General features: G+C 68.3%; 12 protein-coding genes. 3 read left to right on the top strand and 9 right to left on the bottom strand.

The genetic code is table 11. From position 1 onward, the window contains the following. Window positions 1-47 precede the first annotated feature (47 nt). The gene (locus DIE02_RS28555) at window positions 48-1,268 is read left to right on the top strand and encodes a CaiB/BaiF CoA-transferase family protein (protein ID WP_124523014.1); all 1,221 of its coding nucleotides are present in this window, start codon (window positions 48-50) and stop codon (window positions 1,266-1,268) included. A 120-nt stretch (window positions 1,269-1,388) separates the two neighbouring features. On the opposite strand, the gene DIE02_RS28550 is transcribed toward DIE02_RS28555, so the two are convergent. Further along, window positions 1,389-1,937 (bottom strand): alpha/beta hydrolase, encoded by a 549-nt coding sequence (locus tag DIE02_RS28550; protein WP_124488938.1) that lies wholly within the window; start codon window positions 1,935-1,937, stop codon window positions 1,389-1,391. Window positions 1,938-2,100: 163 nt separating this feature from the next. Then, window positions 2,101-2,310: an ornithine acetyltransferase gene (locus DIE02_RS28545; RefSeq protein ID WP_006497729.1), complete on the bottom strand. Its 210-nt coding sequence runs from the start codon at window positions 2,308-2,310 to the stop codon at window positions 2,101-2,103. A gap of 252 nt (window positions 2,311-2,562) precedes the next feature. On the opposite strand from DIE02_RS28545, the gene DIE02_RS28540 reads away from it, so the two are divergent. Further along, window positions 2,563-4,272: a glutamine--tRNA ligase/YqeY domain fusion protein gene (locus DIE02_RS28540; protein ID WP_044846114.1), complete on the top strand. Its 1,710-nt coding sequence runs from the start codon at window positions 2,563-2,565 to the stop codon at window positions 4,270-4,272. A 118-nt stretch (window positions 4,273-4,390) separates the two neighbouring features. On the opposite strand, the gene DIE02_RS28535 is transcribed toward DIE02_RS28540, so the two are convergent. The 3 genes from DIE02_RS28535 to DIE02_RS28525 form a co-directional block, all read right to left on the bottom strand. Beyond that, window positions 4,391-4,861 (bottom strand): NUDIX hydrolase, encoded by a 471-nt coding sequence (locus DIE02_RS28535; protein WP_124488937.1) that lies wholly within the window; start codon window positions 4,859-4,861, stop codon window positions 4,391-4,393. 11 nt (window positions 4,862-4,872) lie between these two features. After that, window positions 4,873-5,259 (bottom strand): hypothetical protein, encoded by a 387-nt coding sequence (locus DIE02_RS28530; protein WP_044846115.1) that lies wholly within the window; start codon window positions 5,257-5,259, stop codon window positions 4,873-4,875. Window positions 5,260-5,386: 127 nt separating this feature from the next. Further along, window positions 5,387-6,736: a cytochrome-c peroxidase gene (locus DIE02_RS28525; protein ID WP_124488936.1), complete on the bottom strand. Its 1,350-nt coding sequence runs from the start codon at window positions 6,734-6,736 to the stop codon at window positions 5,387-5,389. A gap of 221 nt (window positions 6,737-6,957) precedes the next feature. On the opposite strand from DIE02_RS28525, the gene DIE02_RS28520 reads away from it, so the two are divergent. Then, complete coding sequence (locus DIE02_RS28520; RefSeq protein WP_185500317.1) at window positions 6,958-8,544, top strand: acid phosphatase; 1,587 nt, start codon at window positions 6,958-6,960, stop codon at window positions 8,542-8,544. Between the two features lie 140 nt (window positions 8,545-8,684). On the opposite strand, the gene DIE02_RS28515 is transcribed toward DIE02_RS28520, so the two are convergent. From DIE02_RS28515 to DIE02_RS28500, 4 genes are read right to left on the bottom strand one after another with little or no spacing between them, the layout of a single operon-like run. Then, the gene (locus DIE02_RS28515) at window positions 8,685-10,226 is read right to left on the bottom strand and encodes an alginate export family protein (RefSeq protein WP_124488934.1); all 1,542 of its coding nucleotides are present in this window, start codon (window positions 10,224-10,226) and stop codon (window positions 8,685-8,687) included. Continuing rightward, window positions 10,223-10,921 (bottom strand): YoaK family protein, encoded by a 699-nt coding sequence (locus tag DIE02_RS28510; RefSeq protein WP_044846118.1) that lies wholly within the window; start codon window positions 10,919-10,921, stop codon window positions 10,223-10,225. Before DIE02_RS28510 ends, DIE02_RS28515 begins: the two co-directional genes overlap by 4 nt. Continuing rightward, complete coding sequence (locus DIE02_RS28505; RefSeq protein WP_124488933.1) at window positions 10,918-11,835, bottom strand: VOC family protein; 918 nt, start codon at window positions 11,833-11,835, stop codon at window positions 10,918-10,920. Before DIE02_RS28505 ends, DIE02_RS28510 begins: the two co-directional genes overlap by 4 nt. Window positions 11,836-11,888: 53 nt before the next feature. Beyond that, complete coding sequence (locus DIE02_RS28500) at window positions 11,889-12,335, bottom strand: DoxX family protein (RefSeq protein WP_124488932.1); 447 nt, start codon at window positions 12,333-12,335, stop codon at window positions 11,889-11,891. Between the last annotated feature and the right edge of the window lie 147 nt (window positions 12,336-12,482).

The raw sequence follows: 12,482 nt of genomic DNA, 5'->3' as shown, positions 1-12,482 counted from the left end.
CCGCCTTGCCTCGGGCCGGGCGAGCCATGAAAGGAGACGATTCGACGATGGGTGCCCTGAGCCATATCCGCGTGCTGGACCTCACCCGCGTGCTCGCGGGCCCGTGGTGCGCGCAGACGCTTGCCGATTTCGGCGCGGACGTGATCAAGGTCGAGCGCCCCGGCGCCGGCGACGACACGCGCCACTGGGGGCCGCCGTACCTGAAGGACGCGACCGGCGCCGATACGGCCGAGGCCGCGTACTACCTCGCGGCGAACCGCAACAAGCGCTCGGTGACGGTCGACATCGCGACGCCGGAAGGCCAGCAGATCGTGCGCGAGCTCGCCGCGCAGAGCGACGTCGTGCTCGAGAACTACAAGGTCGGCCAGCTGAAGAAATACGGGCTCGATTACGAATCGCTGCGCGCGGTGAAGCCCGATCTCGTCTACTGCTCGGTCACCGGGTTCGGCCAGACGGGCCCGTACGCGCACCGCGCGGGCTACGACTTCATCGTCCAGGGGATCGGCGGCTTCATGAGCATCACCGGCGAGCGCGACAGCGAGCCGGGCGGCGGGCCGCAAAAAGCCGGCGTGGCGATCGCCGATCTCGCGACGGGCCTCTATTCGACGATCGCGGTGCTCGCCGCGCTCGCGCACCGCGATCGCACGGGCGAAGGCCAGTACATCGACATGGCGCTGCTCGACGTGCAGGTCGCGCTGCTCGCGAACATGAACACCAACTTCCTCGCGAGCGGCAAGCCGCCGGTGCGCTGGGGCAACGCGCACCCGAACATCGTGCCTTACCAGACGTTCCAGACGAGCGACGGCTGGATCATCGTCGCGGTCGGCAACGACGGGCAGTTCCGCAAGTTCGTCGAGGCCGGCGGGCGGCCCGAGCTGGCCGACGACGAACGGTTCGCGACGAATCCGTCGCGCGTGCGCCACCGCGACACGCTGGTGCCGATCCTCGCGGAGATGGTGAAGGCGCGCGGCAAGGCCGACTGGATCGCCGTGCTCGAAGCGGCCGGCGTGCCGTGCGGGCCGATCAACGAACTCGACGAGGTGTTCGACAACGAACAGGTGGTCGCGCGCGGAATGCAGGTGTCGCTGCCGCACCCGTGCGGCGCGGACGTGAAGCTCGTGCGCAATCCGATCCGGATGAGCGCGACGCCGCCCGATGCGCGCACCGCCCCGCCGCTGCTGGGCGCGCAGACGGAAGACGTGCTGCGCGACATGCTCGGCTACGACGATGTGCGGATCGCCGCGTTGAAGGCGAAGCAGGCGATTTGAGCGGGCGGGCGCGCGCAGGCGTGCCGTTGCGCGCTCGCGCACCTGCTGCCAGCGCGGGGCGACCGCAGGCGCGGCCCGGGCGCCAGCCGGACGGCCGGCGTCGAATCGATCGACCCGACGCTAGCGCGCCAGCGCGTCGAGCCAGCCGCGCCCCTGCGGCCAGTCGCCGAGCCCGCTGTCCGCGTTGATGTGGCCGCGCGGGCCGAGGTCATGAAACGCGCTGCCCCACGCGTGCGCGCAGCCGCGCGCGAACGCGAGCGAGCCGTACGGATCGTCGCTGCTCGCAACCACGCAGGTCGGAAACGGCAGCCGCTCGTGCGGCACCGGCCCGAAACCGTGCGCATCGGCCGGAAACGCCGGCCCGGCCGGATCGGGCAAAGCGACGAGCAGCGCGCCGCGCACTTTCTCGAGCGCGGCCGGCCGCGCGTAACGGGTCGCCCACCACGCGGTGGTCAGCGTGCCGAGGCTGTGCGCGGCGATCGTCACGGGGCCCGGCGCGGCTTCGACCGCACGATCGAGCGCGAGACACCAGCCGTTGCGGAACGCACGGTCCCAGTCGGGCATCGCGATGCGTACGAAACGCGCGTCGGCGCGCTCCCAGCGGCTTTGCCAGTGGAACGGGCCGGAGTTGCCGTAGCCCGGCAGCACGAAAACGAGAGAATCGCTCATGGAAGGTTCGTCGACGCATGAAGTCGTTTTATGTAACGTCGACGAAGTGTCGCACACCCGCTCCTCCCTGATGCTGCCTGTCGAATCGCGGAATGGATGTGCGGTGTATGAATCGGTCGCGCTGCGCACGCGACCGGCCGGCGCTCACGCGCGCCGGCTTCGGTCAGCGCACGCCGGCGCCGACGAGGCCGCCTGCCGCGGCGCCGGCGACCGTGCCGACCGGGCCGCCCGTGATCAGGTAGCCGAGCGCGCCGCCCGCTGCCGCGCCGATCCCGGCGTTACGCTGCGTGTGCGTCATCGCGCATGCGCCGAGCTGCGACAGGGCCGCGACGATTACCGCGGTACGAACGAGAAAAGTGGTCTTCTTCATCATGATTGTTGGCTTCCTCCCGCCCCGCAAAAACTGCGAATGGCGGCATTGATTCGGTGAAGCCATCATAGGAAAAGCCGAATGCGGGGGGCAATCCGATTTACGTCGTGTTACAGCCGACACACTATCGAGATATTGCGATCGGCAGCGCGAACCGCCCTGCCGACGCCGCAACCCGCGCGGGACGGACCCCGGTCAGGTAGAATTACGGGATTAAACCGGCGCGACGCGCCGACACAACCTGACGCCAACCGCATGAGCACCGAACGCAACGACGCCCCCGCGGCTTCCAATTTCATCCGCAACATCATCGACGACGACAACCGCACCGGCAAATGGAGCGGCCGCGTCGAGACGCGCTTTCCGCCCGAGCCGAACGGCTATCTGCACATCGGCCATGCCAAGAGCATCTGCCTGAACTTCAGCGTCGCGCGCGACTACGGCGGCGTGTGCCACCTGCGCTTCGACGACACGAACCCGGAAAAGGAAAGCGTCGAATACGTCGACTCGATCGTCGACGCCGTGCGCTGGCTCGGCTTCGACTGGCGCAAGGACGCGGTCGATCACCAGTATTTCGCGAGCGACTACTACGACAAGCTGTACGAATTCGCCGAGCTGCTGATCCAGCGCGGCAAGGCGTACGTCGACAGCCAGAGCGCCGAGGAAATGCGCGCGAACCGCGGCTCGCTGACCGAAGGCGGCAAGCCGTCGCCGTTCCGCGACCGCTCGCCCGAGGAAAACCTCGACCTGTTCCGCCGGATGAAGGCCGGCGAGTTCAAGGAAGGCGAGCACGTGCTGCGCGCGAAGATCGACATGGCGTCGCCGAACATGAACATGCGCGACCCGGTGATCTACCGGATCCGCTACGCGCATCACTACCGTACCGGCGACGCATGGTGCGTGTATCCGATGTACGACTACACGCACTGCATCTCGGATGCGCTCGAAGGCATCACGCATTCGCTGTGCACGCTCGAATTCGAGGATCACCGCCCGCTGTACGACTGGGTGCTGAACGAACTCGCGGAAGCCGGCGTGTTCACGCGCCCGCTGCCGCAACAGATCGAATTCTCGCGCCTGAACCTCACGTACGCGATCACCAGCAAGCGCAAGCTGCTGCAGCTCGTCACCGAAGGTCACGTCGAAGGCTGGGACGACCCGCGCATGCCGACGATCGTCGGCATCCGCCGCCGCGGCTTCACGCCGGAGAGCATCCACCTGTTCTGCGAGCGGATCGGCGTGACGAAGGTCGATTCGTGGATCGACATGAGCGTGTTCGAAGGCGCGCTGCGCGACGACCTCGACGACAAGGCACCGCGCTCGGTCGCCGTGCTCGATCCGCTGAAGCTCGTGATCGACAACTATCCGGAAGGCCAGGAAGAAGCGTGCACGGCGCCCGTGCACCCGCACCACCCCGACCGCGGCGTGCGCACCTTCCCGATCTCGCGCGAGCTGTGGATCGAGCGCGAGGACTTCGTCGAGAACCCGCCGAAGGGCTATTTCCGCCTGTTCCCGGGCAACAAGGTGCGCCTGCGCTACGGCTACGTGATCGAATGCACGGGCTTCGACAAGGACGCCGACGGCAACGTGACGGCCGTGCACTGCAACTACTTCCCGGACAGCAAGTCGGGCACCGAAGGCGCGAACAACTACAAGGTCAAGGGCAACATCCACTGGGTCAGCGCGAAGCACGCGCAGGCGGCCGAAGTGCGGATCTACGACCGGCTGTTCAAGGCGCCGCACCCGGACGCGGGCGGCGCGAACTTCCTCGAGGCGCTGAACCCGGACTCGAAGAAGGTCACGCAGGCCTACGTCGAGCCGGGCGCCGGCGACGTCGCGCCGGAAACGCGCCTGCAGTTCGAGCGTCACGGCTATTTCGTCGCCGACCGCGTCGATTCGAAGCCAGGCAAGCCCGTGTTCAACCGGATCGTCGGGCTGCGCGACAGCTGGGGCAAGCCGGCCTGACGGCCTGCGCCGCGCGCGGCGCGGCGGCCTCGCACCGCCCGCCGCAGGATGAAAAAAAACGGCCTTCGGGCCGTTTTTTATTGCGTGCGCGCAAGCGCGGCTGCGCCGGCCGCCGCGCTCACGCGCTCGCCAACCGCCGATGCAGATCCGCGAGCGACAGCGTCGTGCGAAACAGCCGCGCGAGGCTGCGGCTTGCATACGCGTCGACGTCGCCGGGCGCGGTCCAGCGATACGCGTCCATCTCGGGAATCAGCGAGCCGTCGCGACGGCTCGGGAACAGCGACGTGCACGTGCAGCGCGCGGGATCGATCTCGTCGTTCGTGACCTGCACCGCGAACAGGTGCAAGTCCTTGTCGTGACGGTAGGCGAAGCGGCCGAGATCGAGCAGCCGCGCCGGCGCGAACTCGATGCCGGTTTCCTCGCGCAGCTCCCGCAGCGCCGCGTCGACCGGCGATTCGCCGGGCTCGCCCTGCCCCTTCGGGATGTCCCAGTGCGTGGTGTCCGTCGCGTGCGCGAGGAATACGCGGCCGGCCCCGTCGAGAATCACGACGCCGCACGACACCGTGCGCGACGCACCGCTGCGCTTCATTGCACGCGCGCTCAGCGCTTCTGCAGCTGCCACTTGCCCGTGGCGGTCTTGCAATAGACGGGCTTGAGCGTCAGCGTCTGGCCCTTCGCGGAAATGTCGGTGGCGATCTCGCGGCAGGTCTTGCCGTCGTTCTCGGACGTCGACGGCGTGAGCTTCGCATCGATCTGCGTGCCGCGGCCGCTGCTCTGCCAGGTCGTGGTCTCGCCGTCCTTGCCTTCGTCGCGCACCTGCGCCACGGCCTTGGCCAGCGACGCACGGTCGGTCTTGCTGAAGTAGGCGAGCGGCGTGTCGTTCAGGAAGCCCAGGTTGCTCTGTGCGTAGGCAGGCAGCATCGCGGCTGCGCACGCGGCGCCGGCCAGCACGCGCGTGACGACGGAAAGGGATGCACGCATCGACATGTGTTGTTCTCCTTGGATGTTCGATCGAACGGCATGGCGCGCGGCCGGCACTCCGGCGGCCGGCGAACCGGCACGCGCCACGCCCGTCAGCCAGCGAGCATAGCATGCGTGCCGCCAGGAACGTCGTCTAGCGGGCCGCCGACGCGGCTGCCGGTTGATATCCGTCGGTCAGCGTGTTCAGGAACGCGATCACGTCCTTGATCTCGGCCGCGTTCAGCGCGGGCGCGTCGCCGCGCTTGCGGTCGAACGGCGGCTCGCGGTTGATGTTCGGCCAGTAGCGCTTCGGCAGGTCGTCGTAGACCTGCACCTTGCCGTGCACGACCGGATAGAACTTCTCCGGATGGATGTCACGCTCGGCGTAGAAGCGCATCACGTCCTCGAGCGAGTGGTACACGCCGTTGTGGAAGAACGTCTTGCGCAGCGCGACGTTGCGCAGCGACGGCGTGCGGAACAGCCCGCAGAATTCGTCGCGGCCCTTCAGGTCGGTGCGCTCGGGGCCGCACGCGCCGAGGTCGTAAAAGCGCGGATCGCGATTGACCGGCAGCGTGCGGTTGCGCGGCACCGCGATCGCGATCAGGCCGAAATCGCTGAACTGCGGCGGGCCGCCTTCGAGCGTGCGCTGGCTCACGTGGCAGCTCGCGCAGTTGCCCTTCTTCTCGTCGTTGAACAGCTGCAGCCCGCGCAGCTCCGCGGGCGTGAGCTGCGCGTGTCCGGCCAGATAGGCGTCGTACTTGCTCGTGTACGGATCGAACAGCGCCGGCTGCTGCTGGAATGCGTCGAGCGCGCGCAGCACCGCGCCGAACGTCGCCTGGTCGTTGCCGAGAACCTGATCGCCGAACGCCTTGCGGAACGCGTCGGCATACGGCGCGGCGCGAACCGCCTTCGCAACCCGCGCCGGCGAACTGCTCATTTCGAAGGGCGACGTGAGCGGAATGCGCGCCTGCGCATCGCGCGTATCGACCCGGCCATCCCAGGTCAGCCCGCCGGTCGGGCCCGCATCGATGCTTTCGTCACCTTCGTCCGGCGAATCGTGGAAGTGCTCGCTGAACGGCGGAATGCCGCGCAGGTACTTCAGCGACGGCACCGCACGAAAGCCCGTGCTGTGCATGTCGTCGCCGCCGAGTTGTGCCGACAGCGCGTTCGGCGGCCCGAACGCATGCTCGGCGCTATGGCACGACGCGCACGCGAGCTTGCCGGACCCCGACAGCGACGGATCGAAGAACAACTGCTTGCCGAGCGCCGTCATCTGCTTCACGCCCTCGAATACCTGTGCGCGCGTCTGCGGCTGGCTGGCCGGCGCGACCGCCGGAGCGGCCGGTGCGGCCTGTGCCGCCGGCACGATGGCGGCGGCCGATGCATCGGCACCGGGGCGCGCATCGCAACCGGCGAGCGCCGCGAGCCCGCCGACCAGCGCCAGCGCCGCCGCGGCAGGGATCAGCGATCGCGCGGACGCGAAGGATTTCAGAAGGCTGTGCATCGTCGTTCTTCTTGTAGCGGTGGGCAATCGGCCGGAGCTTATGTCAGTTCCGTGACCGCCGCATGACGTTCGACCGACAGTCATTTGAAAGCGCCCCTACACCCGGCTGTCAAATCGGTTCCAGATAATGCGCGCAGCCGGCAGCTGTCCGAAGGTTCCTGCGCCGGCCCGACACCACCGCGATTCCCACACGCGACACACGACGAAAGAGAGAACATCGCATGAAGAAGCACGCCTGGATTCGTTACACGCCGATCGCCCTCGCGGCCGCGCTCAGCCTGACCGCCTGCGGCGGCGACGATGTCACGCAGCAAGGCCTGTCGGCCGTCAAGAACGTCGTCGTGATCTACGCGGAAAACCGCAGCTTCGACAACCTGTACGGCAACTTCCCCGGCGCGAACGGCCTGCAGAACGCGACGGCGGCGAACTCGGTGCAGAAGGATCGCGACGGCTCGACGATGGCGACGCTGCCGAAGATCTGGGGCGGCCTGACCGCGACCGGCATCACGCCCGCGGTTACCGAAGCGATGACGGCGAACCTGCCGAACGCGCCGTTCGCGATCGACGATCCGAAGGGCTTCAACCAGTCGATGAGCATCGCGACGCGCGACATCGTGCACCGCTTCTATCAGGACCAGATGCAGATCAACGGCGGCAAGAACGACATGTACGCCGCATGGACCGATGCGGGCGGCCTGACGATGGGCCACTACACGCCGGATCCGTCGAAGCTGCCGCTGTGGAAGATCGCGCAGCAGTACGTGCTCGCCGACAACTTCTTCATGGGCGCGTTCGGCGGCTCGTTCCTGAACCACCAGTACCTGATCTGCGCGTGCGCGCCGTTCTACGCGAACGCGAACACGAGCCCCGCGGCCGGCAAGATCGCCGTGTTGAACGCGGACGGCAAGTCGCTGAAGGTTGCGACGAACTCGCCCGCGTCCGCGCTCAGCGGCCCGCCGAAGTTCGTCAACGACGGCGCGATCACGCCCGACTTCTTCGCGGTCAACACGATGCAGCCGCCGTATCAGCCGAGCGGCAACAAGGCAGCCACGGGCGGCGATCCGCTGCTCGCCGATCCGGCCAATCCGTCGACGATGCCGCCGCAGACCGCGACCAACATCGGCGACCTGATGACCAACGCGGGCGTGTCGTGGGCATGGTACGGCGGCGCGTGGGGCCAGGCGCTGCAGGCAAGCCAGAACGGCACGTCGAACGTGATCTACGGCGCCGACCTGTCGACGCCGAACTTCCAGCCGCACCACCAGCCGTTCAACTACTTCGCGAACCAGGCGCCGGGCACCGCGAACCGCGCGCAGCACCTGCTCGACGGCGGCGCGAACGGCGCCGAGTTCATCAAGGCGATCGACGCGGGCACGCTGCCGCAGGTCACGTTCTACAAGCCGCAAGGCAACCTGAACGAGCACCCTGGCTACACGGACGTCACCTCCGGCGACCAGCACATCGCCGACGTGATCGCGCACCTGCAGGCAAGCCCGCAGTGGAAGAACATGGTCGTCGTCGTCACGTACGACGAGAACGGCGGCTTCTGGGATCATGCCGCGCCGCCGACCGCCGATCGCTGGGGTCCGGGCACGCGGATTCCGGCGCTGATCGTGTCGCCGTACGCGAAGAAGGGTTTCGTGGACCACACGCAGTACGACACGGGTTCGATCCTGCGTCTCATCACGCGCCGCTTCTCGCTGCCGCGCCTGCCGGGCCTGCAGCAGCGCGACGACGCGCTGAAGGCGAACGGCGCGCAGCCGATGGGCGACCTGACGAACGCGCTCACGCTGTCGCCGAACCTGTAACGGCATCACCGCGAACGGGCCGGCCGCGCGGCCGGCCCGGACGAACGAAGGGCGACCCGCGGCGACCTGCACCCCAAAAGCCGGATGCGAATCCAGCCTTTGGGGTGTTTTTCATGCGCGCGCGTTGCCGCGCGGCCGCGTCACCAGCCGTACTTCAGCTCGACGCCGACGTAGTCCGCGTTGTGTCCGCCCGCCTGCCGGATCGCGTCGCCGACCTGGAAGTGCACGGCCTCGACGGCGCCGATCAGGTTCGCGGCAATCGTCCAGTCCGCGCGCAGCTGCACGTACATCCCCGTCCAGCGGCCGCCCTTGCCTGCCGTGCCGGGCACCGGAATGTTCGGCTGCTGATAGACGGCGTCGCCGGTCGTCTCGCGCCACTGGAAACCCAGCGCGCCCAGCAGCGACAGGTTCGCCGACGGCTTCAGCGTCACGGACGGCTTCACGTGGATCAGGTTCGCATAGCTCGTGTAGCCGGCCAGCGTGAAGTAATAGCCGTTCGGAAACAGCGGATTGAAGGTGCCGACGCGGCCGTCGTGCGGATGCCGGTCGCCCGAGGCCGCATCGATCTGCAACGCGACGCGCGGCGACCACGGCGCATCGAGCTTGTAGCCCGCGATCGAGCCGACGGCCCACGCACCGATCGTGTCGTTGCCGACCGTCCCGGTCTGCAGCATCGTCTCGAGATCCCAGTCGAAACGGCCCTGCGTGCCCGTGTAGCGAACGTCCCACACATCGCGATGCTCGGCGCCGCTCGCATCGAGGAAACGCGCGTTGCGGCGGTTGTAGCGCGACCAGTAGCCGGACAGGTCGCCCGGCCCGACCGACTGCCGCTCGAAGCGCACGCCGCTGAAGGTGAGACCGCGATTGGACACGTCGTCGAAATCGGACGCGTTGCGGTTCTGCACCGGTTGCGTCGCGTAGCCGATGAAGCGCCATTTCCCGTATTCGTAATCGGCCCAGACCGCATCGAACGCCTGCCGCACGTTCGGGCCGTCGCGCGTGGCGATGAAGCGCTGCAGGTCGAACGCCATCTCCTGCCGGCCGACGCGGAACTTGAACGTGCCGCCGCCGAGCGCGCCCGTGTAGGTCGCGAACGCCTGTTCGAGATCGAGCGGGTTCTTGTCGACGGGCGACACCGTGTTCTTGCCGAACGCGCGCGCGTCCTGCAACTGCGCGAAGAACTGCCAGTGCTGGCCGAGATGCGCATCGGCATGCACTTCGACGCGCTGGATCAGGTACGTGTCCGATTGCGCGGAGCCGATTCCGAACAGCGGCGCGTCGTTGGTCTCCAGCCGCTCGCGCAGGTTCACGCCGAGCGATAGATAGGAGGCCGGATCGTTGCCGAGCGGAATGTATTTCAGCCCGTCGAGCGGCGCGCGCGGCACGCACGGATTCGCGAGCACCGACCAGTCCTCCTGCCAGCGGTTGAACAGCACCGTCGGGCGTTTGGTCGTGCACGTCGATGCGGCGGTGGCCGTCTGGGTCGCTGCCGGCGTCGAGGCCGAAACCGACGACGCAGCCGAAGGCTGCGCCGGTCCTTGCGTCGATGTCGATGTCGTTTCAGCCGCCGTTTCCGCGACCGCCGCGTCGGCGCCCGCGCACAACAGCGCCGCGACGACCGACAGGCGCGCGGCCCGTTCGAAGCCGCGGGCGTCGCGTCTGCGCTGCCCCCGCGCGATCATGCGCGCTCCTGCGCGGCGGGTGCGGCCGCTTGCGCCGCACACAGTGCAAGCGTCGCGAGCGCGCCGACCGGTGCGAGCAGCGCCAGGAATCCGACGTAGCGGAACCCGAGCGCACCGCACGCCGCGCCGAGCGCGAACGCGACGATCGCCGGCAGCATCTTGCCGAAGCGCGCCCGCGCCGCCGCGCGTGCGGCGTCGGCCGTGCCGGCCGACAGCAGGTCGACGACGTCGAGGATCGCCTGCGTCACGTTGCCCGTCATCACCGTGTTCGGCACGCCGCCCGCGCGCGAAATCACGCGCGGATGCGCGTTCTGCACGCCCATCGCGAACGTGCCGACGATGCCGGCCACGAGCGCCGGCAGGCTGTCGGGCTGCGTGACGGGCGTCGCCCACACGCCGGCCGCGCAGAAGCCGAGCAGCAGCACGGCCTGCACCGCGTGCAGCGCGCGCGTGCCCTGCCAGGCAGGCCGCCCGGACATCGACCGCGCGATCAGGCTCGCCGCGATCACGCCGCACACGAACGCGGGAAACACGCTGAGCTTCAGCACGACACCCTGGCCGAAGCCCGCGATGCCCGCGCCGATCAGCACGAAGTTGCCCGTCACGTGTGCGGTGAACAGCCCGAACAGCGCGACGAAGCTCAGCGTATCGACGAAGCCGGCCACCGCGGCAAGGATCGTGTCTTCGTGCTTCATCGCGCTGCGCTCGCGTGGATTTCGGCGACGTAGCCGCCCGGGAACTGCACGAGTGCCGCGTCGCGGCCGTCCGCGCTGTACGGCGGTACGAGCACGGTCACACCCGCCGCCTTGGCCTTCTCCAGCGTGGCGGCCAGGTCCGGCACGTCGTAGCCCGTCATCTCGCGCCCGTACGGGTAAGGCAGGTGGCCGTCCGTCACGAGCACGGTCATCTTGCCGAAGCCCGATTCGATGCGAATCCGGCGATACGTGTCGTTCGGCCGGCCGATCTCGATGCCCGGCGCCTTCAGGTTGTCGGACACCACCTTGCCTTTCGAGAACTTGACGAAATCGTGCACGAACTTGCGTACGCTTTGCGGCGACACGTAGACCCGATTCTCGGGGATGGTCTGCAAAGCGTCGTAGTGCGGCGCCTGGGTGTGCCAGTAGAGCTGCATGTTCACGCCGCCCGTCCACGTAATGACCGCATCGCGGCCGATCGGATCGGGGAACGTGTCGACGATCACGTCGGCGCCGTGCTCGCGCGCCGACTTCACCGCGACGTCCATGTCGGTGACGAGATAGCCGGTGCGCTCCGCGCAGAACGGATACGGGACCGGCGTCTTGAAGCCGAACACCGAGATCGTGCCGACCGGCGTCAGCACGAGCTGCGACATCGTCTGGCTCGGCGTCGGCGTGACCTGGAACACGCCCTGCTTCGATTTCTTGCCGCCGAACGTCGCGACGAAACTGTCGGTGAAGCGGTCGAAGTCTTCCGGCGCGACACACACGTGCGTGGTGTCGTACTGCGGACCGACGGCCACCGTCGGCGCGACTGCGGGCGGCACCGGCGGTTTCGCGAACACGCCACCGGGCGCGGCGACGAGGCCGGTGGCAAGCGCAAGCGCCATCAACACGGAACGAAGGGTTCTCATAACGGATATCCTTGTTGTTTCATCAAATGGTGCAACGGCCCGGGAAACCCCGGTCACGCGCGGCCGTCGCCGGCCGGTTGCCGCGCATCGTCGAGCACGGTCGCGAGCACAAGTGCCGCGATCAGCCCAAGATGCTCGAAAAAGCTGTTGAGCGCCATGAAATGTTCGGCGCCCGAGCGGTTCCAGAAATCGTTCGCCACGACCATCGCGACGAGCGTCAGCATGCCGAGGCTCCCGGCGCCGAGCCACGTGAAGCGGCGAAACACCACGCACAGCGAGCCGGCGATCTCGACCACGATCGCCAGCGCCGCCCACAACGCGGCCGGATGCAGGCCGAAATGCGCCTGCTCCGCGACCGCGCCGTCGAAGTCGAGCGCCTTCGCGACCCCGCCGAGCAGAAAGGCGGACACCAGCGCGAGACGCGCGAGCGGCAGGACCCACGGCTGCGACAGTAGCGCGCGGATCCACGCCGGGCTGCCATAGATGGTACGCGTCGTCATGTCAGATCGCCCAGCAGGAGCAGCCAAACGCGCCCCAGAAGCCCTTCGCGTCCGACGTCGGCAATGCACCGCCCCACGCACTCGCGTGCGCATGCTGGTGCACGTTGCATGCATTCGCGCAGCCACACATCGCGGCGGCCGCCGCGC

This window comes from Burkholderia sp. Bp8991 (genome assembly GCF_003853795.1).
Taxonomy (GTDB): domain Bacteria; phylum Pseudomonadota; class Gammaproteobacteria; order Burkholderiales; family Burkholderiaceae; genus Burkholderia.
Note: the sequence above shows the minus strand (reverse complement) of the source record. Positions and strands in the feature narration are given on the sequence as shown.